This window comes from Ensifer sp. Root31 (assembly GCF_001424825.1).
Classification (GTDB): domain Bacteria; phylum Pseudomonadota; class Alphaproteobacteria; order Rhizobiales; family Rhizobiaceae; genus Ensifer; species Ensifer canadensis.
This window is the reverse complement of the sequence record NZ_LMCO01000007.1, coordinates 129143-145254: the sequence shown is the minus strand read 5'-3', so window position 1 is coordinate 145254 and position 16112 is coordinate 129143. Positions and strand designations below refer to the sequence as shown.

Sequence of the window (16112 nt, the reverse complement as noted above, 5' to 3'; positions counted from 1 at the left end):
AGATGCCTGTCGCGCGGAAGGAAGAGATTTAGCCGATCGGCGAAAATGCCGATCAATAACCAACCGAACCCAAGGAAAAGCCGCCAATCGAAGGCGTTTCGCCCCTTGTGTTCTTTCATTGGAGACCACGATGCAGAACGAAATCGTTTCACCCGAGGCGTGGCTGAAGGCGCGCCTGGACCTGCTTGCCGCCGAAAAGGAATTCTCCCGTCAACGGGAGGCGCTGACGCGCCGCCGCATGGAAATGCCCTGGGAGCGCGTGGAAAAATCCTACCAGTTCGACGGGCCGAACGGCGCCCTGTCGCTCACCGATCTCTTCGACGGCCGCTCGCAGCTGATCGTCTACCACTTCATGCTTGGTCCCGACTGGCAGGAAGGCTGCAAGCACTGCTCGTTCTGGGCCGACAATTTCAACGGCATCCCGGTTCATCTCAACCATCGCGACGTGACCTTCACCGCCGTATCGCGCGCACCGCTCACCCAGATCGAGGCTTACAGGAAGCGGCTGGGCTGGAGCTTCCCATGGGTGTCATCCTTCGGCAGCGACTTCAACTTCGACTATCAGGCATCCCGGACGCCCGAACAGCTCGCCAAGGGCGAGGCCTACTACAACTACAAGATCCAGCCGAGCACCGTGTCGGAACAGGTGGGCATCAGCGTATTCTACAGGGACGACAGGAACGAGCTGTTCCACACCTATTCCTGCTACTCGCGCGGCGTCGAGATGCTGAACGGCGCCTACCATTTCCTCGACCTCGTACCCAAGGGCCGCGACGAGGACAGCTTGAATTACCCGATGGAATGGGTGCGCCGCTGCGACCAGTACTGAGGCCACGATCAATACCGAGGCAAGGTGACCGGCCGCAGTGCAGCCGGTCGCCACCTATCGCGGCGTGTGGTGCGACGCGCGAGTTCTCCACCGCAAGGGGCACACGACGCGCAGCCACATGACGGCTGCCCCGGTTACCGATCCCGGATCATTCGCGTACCGGCTCGACGTCCGGCAGCACCCACGTCTTTTCGAACAAGGCCTTTGTCGGCGCGTAGAGGCGGAACATAAGTTCGAAGTCGCGCTGCGAATCGGTCGGGATCCAATTCGACTCTTTTCCATCAGGAGCTTTCGGACCAAGGTAGATATCGACCGAGCCGTCGGCATTCTTCTGCAGTTCGGCGACCTGCGAGGAACGGCTGGCGTGCGGCATATTGCGGATCAGCGCGTGGGTCTGGCGATCGTAGGCGGTCAGCGACCAGTATTGCTCGACCGGGACATTGGCCGGTACCGTCAGCCGGTAGGTCTTCGACCCCTCGAAAGCCTGGCCGTCCTTGTCCTTGATGGCAATAAGGTAGAACTGCCCCGCCCCCAGGCGCTTGATGCCGACATAGGCATAGCTGTAGGTGACGCCGCGAATATCGACGGGATAGGCATCCGGCTCATCGTACGACGCCTGCGCCGCCTTGACGAGCTCCGGGTCGGCCGGGAAATTCCAGCGTCCTTTGTCATAGAAGGGTTTCAAGCCGGCATCGTATTTCAACTCGAGCCATTCGCGGGCCTCCTCTATTCCTACCGCGAGCGCCTCGGTGGTCGTGGCTTCCGGCCTGAACGGCTTTCCCTTCTCGATGCCGAGAGACCGCAGCTGATCGATCATCGCCCGGTCCCGCGCCAGCCATGGTTCGCTCTGGACAATGCGATCGAGCGACTGGAAGAAGCTGACATCGTAGCGGATGGTACTGTCGAACAGCACGTCCCTGGCATCGGTAAACACCGTCTCCGGCGGAGATGCCGCCTGGGACAGCGGATAGACCTTCAGCCTCTTGGCGTAGGCCACGGACTTTTCGATATCAGCGTCGGCGTGGCTGGCGAGGTTGGACCGCAACAGCGCATAACCGCCATAGGTATTCGACTTCAGTGGTATGTAGCCTTCGGGGATCGTCCCGACATAGCCCGGCGGCAGAACGAGGTACTTTCCGCCCTCGCCCTGGTCGGCGCCGGACGGACCGGCATCCTCCAGGGGCATCTGCCACACATCGACAATGTTGCCGTTGATCGATCCACCCTCGGCAGGGGGCACCTCGATGACCACCGGCCCGACATCACGGGTATCGGTGAAGGTCATCAGATAGATCGCATCCGGGTTGGGCGTCAGCGTCTGATTTTGCCAATCGAGCGGACGGGACCAGTAGACGATCTCGTTGACCTTGCCCTTGGTCTTGGTGAGCATTTCCTGGAGCATCAGATCATAATTGACCGCTGGCATGCCCCAGATCACTGCCTCCACCGCACGACGCTCGATCGTCCGCCGTGCGAGTTCATCGGGTGAAAGTGCTGCGGCGGCCGACGACATCGCCGCCAGAGCCATCGCCGCAAAAAACAACCGCCTCATGCTGCCCTCCTGCCAATTGGCCGTGGAGCTACAGCATTGTCCGAATCGATCGCAGACGTAAGTGCGTTACTGTAAATGCAGACGCGAGAGCGGAGTTAGACGGCGGCAGCCGTCTGCGAATGCGAGAGCCGCCTTTCCGCTGAGGGCCAGCATGACTCGCGATGGCGCCCGCGCTCGAAATTATGTCGCAGCCCCTTCAAGAACCAGGACATCACCATCGGCCGGGATTCGCAGCTTCATCGCCGAAATCCCGCTGTTATCAGCAGCTTCGCGCAGGTCATGCCGGGTGATCGTGGCGTGGTCGAGCGCCTCCATATGCGTGGCGACGACCACGGCATCGCCGGATGTTTCGCAGACGGCAACGGTTTCCTGCGCATCCATGACGATGAGGTCGCCGTCCCAGCGGGCACCGCAGGAATGGGTGACGATGATGTCGGGCTTCGTCTCGGCGATCACGCTTGCCACCGGCGGATAGAGCACGGTGTCGCCGGCCCAGTAGATCGACGGTTCGCCCGCAGCTTCAAGCGTGAAGCCCATGACCGAGCCCATCAGCTCGACGACGGCCCCAAGGCCGTGGCTGCCTTCGCGCCGCGTCAGCGTCAGCCCCTGCCAGCTGGCGCGGTCGACAAGCGGGATCACGTCGGTAAAGCCCGCGGCGCGGATCTCGCCTTCATCGCCAGGCTGACAGAAGATCGGCAGATGCTTCGGCAGCCGTTCCTTGGCCACATCGTCGAAATGGTCGGAATGCAGGTGCGAAACGATGACCAGTTCCACGCCATCAAGGATCGCCTCGATCGACACCGGCAGCTCGACCATCGGGTTCTCGGACCGGTTGGCAAAGGACGGCAGGCTGTGTTTCGGCGCCAGATAGGGATCGATCAGCACCGTGCGGCCGGCATAGTCGAGCTTCAAGGTGGCGTTGCGGATCAGCTGCAGTTTCATGGGGCGCATCCTCTGGCGACATCAGGTGTTTGACGGTCGCCGGATGGTTACGATTGCGGCGACAAAATCAAGCCCCGAAATGCGACCACGGCCGGGCGAGCCGGACACGCGGCGTGGTCCCGACGACGCGGATGGGGCTGGGAGCGCCGACCGCGGGAACTGCCCGCGTTCGCAATTACCACCGCCAAAGGAGACAATCCCTAAAGTTGCATTGTTCTACCGAGCAGAACTTTAACGACCTATCGCCAAACGTGGCGACAAGCACGAGCAATCGGGAGAGACATCGTGGAAAACGTCATTAGCGGCGGAGCCTACGCGCGGGCATGGGCATGGCGTTTTGGCCTTTTCGTCGTCGTCACCCTGGCATTTCCGTTTATCGTGTATGCCCTGGTCCATATGAGCGGCGCCGCCAGAACTGATGCTGCCGGCGCCTTCGCCGTGGTGCTTGGCGTCTATTTGAAGCCGATCATCTACCTGACCTTCGCAGCGTCGCTTGCACGCATCTCGATCGCCCGGAGCAAGGTAGTCGGCATGCCGGGCAAGATCGGCATCTACATCGTCCTGCTTGCCCTGTCCGATCTTCCCTTTGCGCTCATTTTCGGGGCGCACTGGGGCGTCGCTTTCTTTTTCGGCTTCGCCGGCCCGCAATTACCCACTTCGCTCCTGAGCGCGGTCATTGCCATCATCACGCTGAGTCTTGCACGCGCACCAAGCGGTCCGATGAACGAGGGCCACGCCGCCGCGTATCGCGTCTGGTCCACCCTGCTCGTTCTCATGATGGCGTACGGCCTGCTCGGGCTTGCGATAATGCTGTGGCCATTTTTCTTTGGCCTGCATGGCTTTGGTCTCTACGGTGCGCTGACCTGGGCCAAGGTCTACCTGCACCGTTTCACCCTTTATCCCGGCCTGCCGCTGTCGCTGTTCATCGCTGCCTCGGTCTATCTCATCTACGCCAGCCGAAAACACACGGGCGGACCGGCCGAGACAGGCCAGCCCCAGCGCGGCGCAACAACAAGCTTCGGTCTTCGGCGCGACTGAAACATCACGCATGCAGGAGCGCGGTTGATTTCGCCACGGCAGCATCCATCATCGCGGCCCCTGGTTGGCGGAGGAAACCGCCACATCTCCTGCGGCGGCAATGATCTGCTCGGCGGTCGGCAAGGTTCCAAGGCCCTCGGGGCCGTTGCGTGCCTCGACCTCGGCCCAGGCAATATGGCCTGACCCATCGACAAGGAAATGGCCGACAAGCTGGGTGCCATGGTTCTCGAAGATGGACCGGTCGACGTCATTCAGCTCGAAGCCATCCTTGGTGTTGAGCACGGTATTGGCCTCCATCGGGTGTGCCGGCTCGGCCATCTCGTCGTTCGGATTGATGCGCGCTGCGGCAAACTGTTCGAAGCTGGCGTGAAAGGGCCATTGCTTCTTTTCCTCACCGTCGGCCGGGGCGAAGACCACGCGCGGCACGCCGAAGTCACGATGCGTGCGGCACTCCGGATCGCACAACACCGTCACCGGCGTCGGCTGAAACTGGAGATAGAGCCTTGCCCGCTCGAGCGGCGTGTTGATCACGGCCAGTGTCTCGACGCCCGCCTCGCGCAAGGCGGGCTGGAGCGCGGAAAATTGCCGCAGCTGGCGCCGGCAGAACGGGCAATGCAGGCCGCGAAACAGCCCGATCAGAAACGGGCGTCCGCGCAGGTCCGCGAGCGAAACCACGCCCCCGACGTTGGCGGCGGGTAGCGAGAAGGCCGGAGCAGGCTCGCCCGGTTGCAGTGCGCGGATCGCTTGGCTCATGCTGACTATCCTCCATCTGGGTCCGAAGATCACGCTGTTGTGTGGCCGCGACGCCGTTCCGGTCGGTCGCCATGCCGCGGCCCTGTCACCGCCAGCTGCAGTCCCAGGGCTGCCCGCGGGCGGCGCGGTGGCACACGAAGGTGCGGCCGCAGGAATGCATGGCGGATCTCATCGTGCGTCCGCGCCCCGTGCCGCGCTCCAGGGTCTGGCGGGCTGCGAGCTGGGCACTGGCCGGGCAGTTGGCAAAACTCTTTTTCTTGGCGTCGTCAGGCGCCGTAATGGTGTTCGATGGCGCTTTCCTGGTCGGCGTCTCGTCGGTGCTGCGCGTCTTCGCCGGCTCCGGCAGCTTCGCCTCGCGCTTGATATCGACGCAGCGGCCGCTCTTCAGCTGCTGGTTCTGGGCGCAGACGAGCGGGCAGATCCGCGCCTTCTGCGTCCGCAATCGTTCCAGCACGCCATCAGACGGCTCAAGGGCCGCAAGCTCGACCTTGATCAGTTTGGCGAACTGCTCCAGCGCCCTGCGGCTTCCGAGACCCCAGAGCCCGTCTTCGCTGCCGGCGCGGCAGCCGACGCGGTTCAACTCCTTCTGGATCGAGCGCACCAGCTCCCGGTCGGGCGAGGCGGTTTCAAGCGTCGGGGTTTGGTTGGCCAGCGGCTGGGTCAATGCAGCCACCTGCTCCGTTGCGGTGGGCAGCCCCCCGACAGGCGGTGCTTGCTGTTTCGCCCCCTCGGCTTCCAGCTGCGCAGCCGCAACGTCGGCCGCCGCACGCTCGATGATCCTGATTTTCGCCTGAGCCAGCGAGACGAAGGCACCACCAGGATATTGCTGCAGATAGGCGTCGAACAGGTCTCGGTCGCTCGATCCCTTGATCGTGTCCCAATAGGCAAGCTCGGCGGCGTTGTCGCCCTTGTCGCCGCCGGCCGACGCCGCAGGCTCCGTCGATGTCGATGGCTTCAGCACCACCTCGCCGGTCAGCGAGGAATTGTCCCAGGGCACCTGCTTGCCATCGGTCGCCTCCAGCACGTCACGGCGCACGTCGATCAGCTCACGGGTGATGTCGCGTCCGGGCTTGCCGAGGTGGCGCAGCAGCGCCGCCGTGAACGGTGAGTTGCGCCCGGCGCCGTCGAGCGCAACGTTGCCGGGCTGGGTGGCAAAGGCGATCAGCGAGCCGATGCCGGTACCGACCTTCGCCAGCCCCCGGCCGATCGAGCTGGAGCGCGTGCCCATCGAGCGGGCAAGATTGACTGCCAGCGGATTGTCGCGGCAGGCATCGAGGAACACCAGATTGACCCGCGTCTCGCGCTCCATCGCCGAAAGGATCAGGTTCATCGGTACCGCCTCGAATTCAAGGTCGATATAGGAGAGAAGCTTGGCGTCGATGGGAGCGATATAGTTCTCGCCGTTCACCTGCAGGCCGTGGCCGGCATAGTAGAACAGCGCGAGGTCCGCACCGTCGAGCTTGCCGACGAAGTCGCGGATCGTGTTGCGCACGCCGGCAAGATCAAGATCGCGACCGACGACGACCTCGAATCCCAGCGCTTCAAGCTTGGCGGCCATGTCGCCTGCGTCGTTGTCGGGGTTGGGAAGCTCTGGCACATATTGGTAGGCCGAGTTACCGATGACCAGCGCCACCCGCCTTTCGGCAAGCGCCTGCGAACATATCAGCACCAGGAAGACCGCGATGACGATGCGAAGCCAATGCATGCCATACCCCCCGGGCATGCCCATGCATGCCCCCCGCTGCACGTGTCCTTAAATCGTTGTCGATTTAGGGATAAAACCTGCAGCAATTCAAAGCGCTACAGCGACCTTTGCGCGTCTGATAAGACGCGCGGCGCTGTCTTAACTCGCCTGCCCCGCCGCCGCACAGCGCCTGTTGTCGCAAGGGTGCGATCCATTGCCGGCCCTGTCAATGCCGCCGACCCGCCCTTGCGTCACCCGGTCTGCGCGAAACCTTGTGGACGCTTCGTCTCTGGAATAACGGGCGATCGCCGCATTTCATTCAATTGCCAAATGGGATTAGCGCGTCCTCACCCCTTCGGTTTAGGGCTGCGCGCAGGCCGCTTTTGCCGGCGAGGTCGCGCACCGATGCATCTGGCGCGATGTCGTGAAACGGAAAACGGCGCCGGGTGATCCCGACGCCGTTTCGAATTCCGTTTGAAGAGCTGCGCTTACTTGACGATCGCCGAACCGTTGACGATCTCGACATTCTCGTCGCCCTGCAGGCCGATACGGTCGCCGCTCGGCGTGGTGACGAAGCAGCCGCTGGGGCAGATCATCTCGGTGGCGCCGGCGCTGATCGCCACTTCCATGCGGCTTTCGCCCTCGACGACAACCAGAACAGCAGTCTCGCCATCCTTGTTCGTGACAGTCGCGGCCGAAACCGCCCCTGCCGCCAGCACGCCGGAAAGCAAAGCAATCACAAATGTCTTCATCGCCCATCGACGCCCGCGGCGCCGCCCTTTTGCACAGCCGTCCGCCCCGTCGGATAAGCGACGGTGGCTCCGGCCACCTCTTCAGCCCATGACAGCCTAGACCGTCAAAAGAAGAATTGCATGCTTTTTATCGCGGGCAGGCTGAATAGCGGCTGAACGCTCCGTTTATCAGCGGTTGGGGTTTGAGCGGCGGCTGGAAGCGCGGCGCTTGCCGCCTTCCTCTTCATTTTCCTCGTCAAGCGGCGCCGCGGAAGCGGTTTCCTTTTTCGAGGCTGTGGCCCTCGCCTCGGCCGACGTTGCGCCCTTTGGCTCGCCGACGGTTTCCGGCTCGTGGCTCTCGATGCCGGTCTGATCTTCGATCGGCACGTCCTCGATCTTCAAGGGGAACGGTGCACCGATGCCCTCGTCGCGGAAGCGCTCGTAGATGGCCACACGCAGATCGTTGCGCACGCCGCCGCCGGTCAACACATCGGCCACGTAGATCCGGAGTTCGAAGGTCATGCGGTCATCGCCAAAGGAGGTGAAGCCGACGCTTGGCGACGGGTTCTTCAGCACCATCGGATGGGCGGCGGCAATCTCGGCCAAGAGATCCATGATCCGCCGGGGCTCGCTGGCATAGGTGACGGTGACGGCGATTTCCGAACGGCCGAGCTTGTTGCGGTGCGTCCAGTTGCCGACCGACGCGTTGATCAGCAGCGAGTTCGGCATCATGATCGACTGGTGCTGGAAGGTCTCGATCTCGGTGGCGCGCACCGAGATGCGCTTGACGAAGCCTTCCGTCGTGCCGCTGACGATCCAGTCGCCGACCTTGAACGGACGCTCGACCAGGAGAATGAGGCCCGAGACGAAGTTCGAAACGATGTTCTGCAGACCGAAACCGACGCCGAGCGAGAGGGCACCGGCGACGAGCGCGAGATTGGAAAGGTCGATACCGGCAGCCGAAAGGCCGATCAGGCACGCGAGCCCAACGCCGATATAGCCGATGCCGGTGCGGATAGAGTTTCTGACGCCCGCATCCACCCGGCTGCGCGCCATGATGTTGCCGTCGATCCAGCGCTGCACCCAGCGGGTGACGATGTAACCAAGAATGAAGAACAGGATGCCCGCCATGATGCCCATGAGCGAGATGGTGATGGTGCCGATCTTGATCTCGGTGATGGCGCGATAGGTCCAGGATTCGATGTCGGCGACCTGGAAGCCCCATTGCAGCAGGATCAGCGGAATGAAGAACAGGGTCACCAGCGCGTAAATGCTGAGGCCTGCCACCAGGCCCACCTGATCGAGCCCGACCTGTTCAAGTTTGAAGCGGCGCTCGAGATAGCGCCCGGCTGCCGTTTCGGCGAACGCCCCCTGGCGCGAGACCGCCTTGCCGGTGAGGAAGCCGATATACATCATCACCAGGATCGCGCCTGTAATGATGATCTGCGTGGCGATGAAGCGGGACAGGCCGACATAGCCGGTAGCGGCGGCGATGATGAGCGACGCGCCAGTCAGGATCAGAACGATGGAGACCAGGCGCGGCCACGGGCGACCCGGCGCATCGAAAGGCTCATCGTGCTTGAGCGTCGGCTTGATCCAGGCCGAAGCAATGATGATCAGACCGATGATGACAGAGGCGGTGAAGCTCTTCACCACCGTCAGCACGACCGGCGAGCCGAGCGCTTCGCTGACGCCGCCGAACATGTAGTCAAGGCCGTTGACCAGCGCCATGGCGAAGATGGTGACCAAAAGCACCTTGGCGCCGCGATCCGACACGCGCACGAGGCGCCAGCGCGAGTCCGACGGCGACAGCACCGCATTGGCGAGCGTGGTCACGAAGAACCCGACCACCGTGACCGCAAGCGCAATCGCGATGATCGGCGTGATATCCGAACGCAGCACGTTGAAACTGTGCAGGAAGAAGAAGCTCGACAGCGCAAAGGCGCCTGTCGAAATGGTCGGAATGAATGTCGACCAGAAGGCAACCGACAGACGCCGGAAATAGCTCGGCTCCTCGTCCGACTTGTCGTGGTGGATATAGGGTGAAAACAGCTTGTTACTGCCGACGAGGAAGACGAGTGCGGCACAGATCGACAGGAAGATCGCGGTCAGCAAGGGAATCCGCTTGTATTTCCAGACGAAGGTCAGCCAGCTCATCGTGCTGCGCGACAGCACCTTGGTTTCATTGGCCGTTGCCGACAGCGCCTCGTCGAACATTTCGACCGAAACGTCGGTGTTCTTCAACAGCGTGTTGGAAAACAGCGCGCGTCGCGTCGCCGTGATGCCGTTCGACAGTTTCGTCGCCTGGACCGAAAGGCCCTCGGCCTCCCCCGTCAGCGCATTGATCTCGCCGCGTTCGGCAAGCAGCCGCTTGCGCTCGGCCGTGACGATATCGGCTTCCGGTGGCTGCCCCGCGCCCGGTGGATCGCCGAGTTCGGTCAGCCGCGCCTTGATCTCGTCCAGCCGCGGACGCGTGGCGATCGAGGTCGAGATGATCTGCTTGGCGACGGCATCGACCTGCACCTTGAGCTCGGCAAGCGCAATGTCGTCGTCACTGGCCTTGGCAATGAGGTCCCTCAGCCGCGCCAGTTCCTTGCCGGCGTGAGCCAGTTGCTCCGCCGTCTGGCTCTGGCCGGCTTCGGCAGCAACGGCTGCGTCGGTCGGCTGCGCTGGCGTCGCGGCGTTTTGCGCCGGTTGGGCAGCACCCGCTGCAGGCTGCTGCACGTTCGCTGCCGGCTGCGCCTTGCCGTCGGCGGCCGGTTGTGTGTTCTGGGCAGGCTGCGCGCCGCCCTCGGCAGGCACTGCCGGAGCTTGAGCGGGCTTCTCGCCGGGTTGCGTCGTCGTCTGCACCGGTTGGGCGTTTTGCGCCACGACAGTGCCGGCACCGGCCAGCGACAGCAGGCAGACAGAAACAGCGAACAACTTTGCCACGAAATGCAATTTCAAAACCCTCGGAAGCCCAGACCTCGCCCGGATGCGGAATCGCCCCGGCAGCCGTCACAATGCGGTTTGAATACGAAAGACGGCGGAAAGATGCAAAGACACGGTAAAACATGCCTTCACAGCCCGTAAAACTGTCAGAATCCTGCGCCCGGCTGCGCCAGATAGGTCAGTTCCGCCGCCGTCGACGTCCGACCGACGAAGGCGTTGCGGTGCGGGAAGCGACCATAGGTCTCGATCACCTCCCGGTGCCGGATTGCATAATCGATATACATGGGATCGCCGAGCTCGGTGAAAAGCTTCACCGCCATCGTCTGATCCGTCAGGTTCTCCGAGTGCTCGAACGGCATGTAGAAGAACGCCCGCCACTCCGGCCGGACCGCCATGTCGGCGCCGGCGCCGACGGCGAGCTTGGCTTCCCGGAGCGCCAGGCCGTCGGTCGCAAAGGCAAGCGGCGTCCCCCGATACATGTTGCGCGGCAACTGATCGAGAAGCACGATTGCCGCCAGCCGGTTTTCCGGCGTCGCCCGCCAGATGTCGCCGATCTCCCTGGCAAGGGCGAGGTGCGACGCCTGGAAGCGCAGGAAGCAATGTTCGTCCAGCTCGCGCGACGGCTTGAACCAGTGGTCGAGCGACAGTTCCTCGAACCAGAATTTCAGCACTTCATCCGGGGTGCAGGCCTCAGCTTGATGGGTCATTCGCTCCTCATGTCATGCCGTGGGGACGGTCGACCTATCAGATAGGCGGCAATCGCACCGTGTCCATGCCGCTGGCTTACGCGCGACGCTTCAAAATGGCAATAAAAGCCATGCCGCCGACAAGCCCGGTGATGACGCCGATCGGCATATCCTCGGGCGCCATGACGACGCGGGAAAAGAGGTCCGCCCAGATCAGCACCAGCGCCCCGACGAAGGCCGAAAGCGGGATGACCCGGACATTGTCGCTGCCGGCAAACAGCCGCACGAAATGCGGCACCATCAGGCCGACAAAGCCGATCGCGCCGGAAAAAGCGACCATGACCCCGGTCAGAAGTGCGGTGACGACGAAGAGGACGAGGCGGAACCGGCGAACGGGAATGCCGAGCGTCGTTGCCGTCTCGTCGCCCATGGCAAGCGCATTGATCTCGCGCGCCCTCAGCACGAGGTAGCCGAGGCAGGCTGTCAGCACCACCGCGGGATAGACAAGATGCGGCCATTGCGCGAGCCCGAGACCGCCGAGCATCCAGAAAATCACCGTATGCACCGCCCTTGGATCCCCGAGGAAAATCATCAGGTTGCCGACAGACGTCAAGGTGAAGGCAACGGCCACGCCTGATAGCACCAGCCGGTCGGCATTGGTGCCGAGCACCCTTGTCACGAGCGCAACAAGTGCGGTCGCAGCCAGCGCGCCGGCAAAGGCAAACAGCGGCACCGTGGCAAGGCCGAGAATGAGTCCGGTGTGCAGTAGCGCGATGATCGCGCCGAGCGCGCCGCCGGAGGACACACCGAGCAGATGCGGATCGGCAAGCGGATTGCGGGTAACCGCCTGCAGCACGGCGCCGGTCAAGGCCAGCCCGGCTCCAACCAGCCCGGCAAGCACGACACGCGGCAGGCGCACGTCCCAGACAATGCTTTCGCGCCCCGCCGACCAGACGACGTCGACGCTGCCGGGCGACAGCTTCGAGGCGATGATCGACCAGACGGTCGAGACCGGGATGGGCGCTGAACCCCATGAGACGGCGGCAGTGATCGTCAGGCACAGCAACAGCAGCGCCGCGAGAATGGCGGTCGTGGTTTTCACAGTCCGTCCCTGGTCAATTATTGGAATGGAAAGGCGGGAGCATGCGAAACGGCATGCTCCCGCAGGCCGCCTCGGTTACATCGCCTGCCCGTGAAAGGCCCTGGCAAGGCGCGCAATGGCATCGATGTTGCGTGGACCCGGTGTCGCCTCGACATAATCGAGCACGACGAAGCGGTCATTCCTGACGGCATCGATGTTCTTGAAGGCGGGGTTGCTCTTCATGAAGGCGATCTTCTGCTCGGCGGTGACCTCGCCATAGTTGACGATCACCACCACCTCAGGGTTCTTGTCGATCACCGGCTCCCAGGAAATCTCGGTCCAGCTCTTCTCGATGTCGTCCATGACGTTGACGCCGCCCGCCGCCTCGATCATTGCCGTCGGGATACCGAACCGGCCTGACGTGAACGGCTTCTCCTCGCCGGAATCATAGACGAAGACGCGGGTCGGGCGTTCGATGCCGCCGGTGTCTGCAGTGATCTTGTCGAGATCGCGGCGATAACCGTCGACCAGCGCCTGCGCCCGATCCTCGACGCCGAAGATGCGGCCGAGATTGAGGATATCGACGAACATGTCGTCCATGACAGGCTTGCCCTTGGCCATGACGTGAATGCAGGATTCGGTCAGCTCATAGACGTTGATCTTGAAGGGTTCGAGCGTTTCCGGCGTCACCTCGCCCCCGACCTTCATGCCGTAGTTCCAGCCGGCGAAGTAGAAGTCGGCGTCGGCATTGAGCAGCACTTCCTTGGTCGGATATTTTTCCGAAAGCTCCGGCAGCGCCTTGACGCCTTCGCGCAGCTTTTCGTCCAGCGTCTTCCAGCCGGATACGCCGGTATAGCCGACCATGCGGTCCTGCAATTTCAGAGCCAGCATCATTTCAGTGAGGTTGACGTCGTTGGAAACGGCGCGCTTCGGTGCTGAATCGAAGGTCACCTCGCGGTTGCAGCTCTTGACGGTCACGGGATAGGCGAGCGCCGGCGTTGCCGCCAGAACCAGCAGGGCAAAGGCGGAATGGGCAATGAAGGTCTTCATGAAATCAGTTCCTGTCGAGCAAGTGAAAAGGAAAAGCGTGCGCCGCTCGAAACGGCATTGTTGTGGGCAGTGGCGGTGACGCCGAAGGCGGCGGAAAGCGCTTGTGGGTTGAGCACGTCTTCGGGCGGGCCGAAGGCCGTCATGCGTCCCTCCGTCAGGATCGCCACATCGGTCGCGAACTCGGCTGCCAGGTTGATGTCGTGCAGCGTGGTGACGATCGTCAGCTGCAGCGTCTGCAACAACTCGAGGATTTCGAGCTGGTGGCGGATATCGAGATGGTTTGTCGGCTCGTCGAGAATGATGATGCGCGGCTGCTGGGCAAGCGCCCGGGCGATCAGCACCCGCTGCTTCTCGCCGCCCGAAAGCGTCGCGAATTGCCGCCCGGCAAGGTGGGTGAGATCGAGATGCTCGAGCGCGTGCGCAACCGTCTCGCGGTCCCTCGCGGTCCAGCCGCTCATGCCCTCACGCCGGGGGATGCGGCCCATCATCACCACGTCGCGCACGCTGAAGGGAAAGTCGCTCGGCATTTCCTGCAGCACGACGGCAATGATCTTTGCCGCCTCGCGCGCCGTCATCGCCCAGATGTCGACGCCATCGACCTCGATTGCGCCCGCTATCGGCTGGGCCGAGCGATAGAGGCAGCGCAGCAGCGAGGTCTTGCCGGCACCGTTCGGCCCGAGAATGGCAAGCCGGCTGCCGGGCGCAATGGCAAAGTCGATCTCGCGGACCAGCCGCAGGTCCGGGCGCGGTCCCCAATCCAGGGCGTGGACCCGAAGCCCGGCCCCTGTCGCGGTGCAGCTCATCGGCTCGTCCCTCCCCGCGCCATCATTGGAAATGCCAGCCGATGTCTTCGGAGACCAGCATCGCTGCCGGGATGCGCGCCAGCGTCTTGCCGTTAAGCCCGCGCGGCCTCTCGGCCGCCCGCGTCATGCCATCGCCCCTTCCGGCATAGGTGGTCGCGAACGAGACGAGATCATCGATATCCTCCTCGGGCGAGATATCGCCAAAGAGGTAGGTCGCCTTGCCGGTTGCCTGGAAAGCGATGGTGCAAGGCCTGGTACACGCGGCCATGCAGACCGTCCCAGTAATGGAGAAATCCCGGTCGAGCGGCTCGCCGAGCGCGGCAATACTGCGGTTCAGCCGCTGGATCAGATCCGCTCCCGGACGGCATGGGCCGCCGGTGAAACGGCAATCGGTGCAGACCGTTATCGTGTGCTGTCGGGAAACCGGATTGGCCATGTCTCTTCTCCTCCGGATTGGTCCGGAGAGAATGTGGCAACGCGGCATGATGACGGATGACCGTCGCGCAAAAACCAGTTCTTTTCCATCGGAACACCCCGTCCGTTGTGGTTGATCGGTTCGATGGCAGGTCTCCTGGCTCGCGGGTCGCGGCGCATCCACGTCTTCCCGGCTGATCGCCAGTGACATGGTGTGAATGCGCTTTCCGCTCACAGTTGCGGGGGCAGCCACGGTTTCGGCCCCATTTGGGTCGTCCGCTCCGTGTTCCCTTTTCAGCCGCTTCCGCATTGTCGCGGTTGCAGCACCATCAAAGCCTTCGTCGCACACTTCGGCGGAGGTGACAACCGCCGCGACAGCACGGCCTTGGCCTATCAACATGTCGCATTTTTTCATGCGCATTTGTTATGTGATAACATAACATTATTCAACACAAAAATATGTTGACCAACTCGCCCGCACCGACCAACGGGCGTATCCTTCGATGGCGCCTGTGTGGAAAAGGAGATCTGCCATGGCCGCCTATCTGATTGCGGATGTCGAGGTCACCGATGCCGCGGCCTTTGAAGAATACATACGGGAAGTGCCGGCAACGGAGGCGCGCTATGGTGGCCGATATTTGGGGCGCGGTGGCGCTACCCGGGTGCTCGAGGGAGACTGGGAGCCGCACCGGCTCGTCATTGTCGAGTTCCCGGACATGCACTCCTTGCTCGAGTGGTACAACTCGCCGGCGTATCAACGCCTCAAGGCGATCCGAGAGCGCTGCGCCAAGACGCGGATCATGACGCTGGAAGGCGTTGCCACCTAAGCAGTCGGGCCGTCATTGTTCCAGCAGCTTCCGACGTTTACCGCAAAGGTGCGGCATTGGCATATCAACATGCGGCATATTTTCATATTCATCTGTTATGTAATATCATAATACAACACAAGCTAACGAATGATGCCTGCGACGCACATTGGCAGAGCACTTCTCACGCCATCAGGACGATCGATCGCGACTGTCAACCGGACCTATTAATCTGGCATCAGCGTTTGCCGGCGACGGTCATAAGACATTGCTCGACCAACGGACCGGCAACTCTGTGCTGGAAGCGATTTCAAGAGGCGTTGTCAGGCGATACTTCATCTGCCTGGGGTGCCTCATTCCGGTGCGGCGATACGAATGGGACGTGTCCCGACTGGAGCGCCGGTCGCCCGGTCGATGGTGACGGGATCGATCTCCGTTCCGGTCTCGGCGTCGAAGAACCGGGTTACCTCGCCCCCGCCGCGATGCTTGCGTCCCCACGCGCCGATGGCAAACAGAACCGGCAGGAAGTCTTGGCCAGCTTCGGTCAGGACATATTCGTCTCGTGGCGGACGATCGGAATAGCGGCGTTTCTCCAGCAGCCCCTCCTCCGTCAGCGCTGAAAGCCGCCCCGTCAGCATCGTCGGCGCGATACCAAGACTTTTGCGGAAATCATCGAAGCGGGTCAGGCCCGCATGGGCATCTCGCATGATCAGCATGCTCCAGGCATCCCCCACAAGCGCAAGGCTCCTGGCGATCAGGCATGGCTGGCTCGACAGATTTTTCATGTTAGTATCTTTTTGATAGTGACTAAC

General features: G+C 62.6%; 15 protein-coding genes and 1 riboswitch. Of the genes, 3 read left to right on the top strand and 12 right to left on the bottom strand.

All coding sequences use genetic code 11. From position 1 onward, the window contains the following. The first annotated feature begins 130 nt into the window (after positions 1 to 130). On the top strand, positions 131 to 829 hold the full coding sequence (locus ASD00_RS09590; protein ID WP_025427433.1) for a thioredoxin family protein: 699 nt from the start codon (positions 131 to 133) through the stop codon (positions 827 to 829). 148 nt (positions 830 to 977) lie between these two features. On the opposite strand, the gene ASD00_RS09585 is transcribed toward ASD00_RS09590, so the two are convergent. Both ASD00_RS09585 and ASD00_RS09580 read right to left on the bottom strand, forming a co-directional pair. Then, entirely contained in the window at positions 978 to 2381 is a 1404-nt protein-coding gene (locus tag ASD00_RS09585; RefSeq protein WP_025427434.1) for a DUF1254 domain-containing protein, read from the bottom strand. 180 nt (positions 2382 to 2561) lie between these two features. After that, a complete protein-coding gene (locus tag ASD00_RS09580) occupies positions 2562 to 3323 on the bottom strand; it encodes an MBL fold metallo-hydrolase (protein ID WP_025427435.1) in 762 nt (253 codons plus the stop codon). A 285-nt stretch (positions 3324 to 3608) separates the two neighbouring features. Here ASD00_RS09580 and ASD00_RS09575 point away from each other — a divergent pair, with 285 nt between their 5' ends. After that, entirely contained in the window at positions 3609 to 4361 is a 753-nt protein-coding gene (locus tag ASD00_RS09575) for a hypothetical protein (RefSeq protein WP_057206249.1), read from the top strand. Between the two features lie 48 nt (positions 4362 to 4409). On the opposite strand, the gene ASD00_RS09570 is transcribed toward ASD00_RS09575, so the two are convergent. From ASD00_RS09570 to ASD00_RS09530, 9 genes are all read right to left on the bottom strand, one after another. Further along, positions 4410 to 5114, bottom strand: a complete 705-nt coding sequence (locus ASD00_RS09570) for a peroxiredoxin-like family protein (protein WP_025427437.1) — start codon at positions 5112 to 5114, stop codon at positions 4410 to 4412. A gap of 85 nt (positions 5115 to 5199) precedes the next feature. Then, positions 5200 to 6819 (bottom strand): caspase domain-containing protein, encoded by a 1620-nt coding sequence (locus tag ASD00_RS09565; protein ID WP_057206247.1) that lies wholly within the window; start codon positions 6817 to 6819, stop codon positions 5200 to 5202. A 467-nt stretch (positions 6820 to 7286) separates the two neighbouring features. After that, complete coding sequence (locus ASD00_RS09560; RefSeq protein ID WP_025427439.1) at positions 7287 to 7550, bottom strand: hypothetical protein; 264 nt, start codon at positions 7548 to 7550, stop codon at positions 7287 to 7289. A gap of 168 nt (positions 7551 to 7718) precedes the next feature. Further along, on the bottom strand, positions 7719 to 10475 hold the full coding sequence (locus ASD00_RS09555) for a mechanosensitive ion channel domain-containing protein (protein ID WP_063963245.1): 2757 nt from the start codon (positions 10473 to 10475) through the stop codon (positions 7719 to 7721). Positions 10476 to 10606: 131 nt separating this feature from the next. After that, positions 10607 to 11167 (bottom strand): DUF924 family protein, encoded by a 561-nt coding sequence (locus ASD00_RS09550; RefSeq protein ID WP_025427441.1) that lies wholly within the window; start codon positions 11165 to 11167, stop codon positions 10607 to 10609. Positions 11168 to 11243: 76 nt separating this feature from the next. Further along, positions 11244 to 12248, bottom strand: coding sequence for an iron ABC transporter permease (locus ASD00_RS09545; protein WP_239637572.1), 1005 nt, complete (start codon positions 12246 to 12248; stop codon positions 11244 to 11246). A 75-nt stretch (positions 12249 to 12323) separates the two neighbouring features. Next, positions 12324 to 13277 (bottom strand): ABC transporter substrate-binding protein, encoded by a 954-nt coding sequence (locus ASD00_RS09540; RefSeq protein ID WP_025427443.1) that lies wholly within the window; start codon positions 13275 to 13277, stop codon positions 12324 to 12326. Beyond that, positions 13274 to 14080: an ABC transporter ATP-binding protein gene (locus ASD00_RS09535; protein ID WP_025427444.1), complete on the bottom strand. Its 807-nt coding sequence runs from the start codon at positions 14078 to 14080 to the stop codon at positions 13274 to 13276. Before ASD00_RS09535 ends, ASD00_RS09540 begins: the two co-directional genes overlap by 4 nt. Before the next feature lie 22 nt (positions 14081 to 14102). Continuing rightward, positions 14103 to 14516, bottom strand: a complete 414-nt coding sequence (locus ASD00_RS09530; protein WP_025427445.1) for a DUF1636 domain-containing protein — start codon at positions 14514 to 14516, stop codon at positions 14103 to 14105. Positions 14517 to 14623: 107 nt separating this feature from the next. Continuing rightward, positions 14624 to 14840: riboswitch (cobalamin riboswitch) on the bottom strand. A 187-nt stretch (positions 14841 to 15027) separates the two neighbouring features. Here ASD00_RS09530 and ASD00_RS09525 point away from each other — a divergent pair. Next, the gene (locus tag ASD00_RS09525) at positions 15028 to 15321 is read left to right on the top strand and encodes a DUF1330 domain-containing protein (RefSeq protein ID WP_025427446.1); all 294 of its coding nucleotides are present in this window, start codon (positions 15028 to 15030) and stop codon (positions 15319 to 15321) included. 332 nt (positions 15322 to 15653) lie between these two features. On the opposite strand, the gene ASD00_RS09520 is transcribed toward ASD00_RS09525, so the two are convergent. Continuing rightward, positions 15654 to 16085: a helix-turn-helix domain-containing protein gene (locus tag ASD00_RS09520; protein ID WP_025427447.1), complete on the bottom strand. Its 432-nt coding sequence runs from the start codon at positions 16083 to 16085 to the stop codon at positions 15654 to 15656. Between the last annotated feature and the right edge of the window lie 27 nt (positions 16086 to 16112).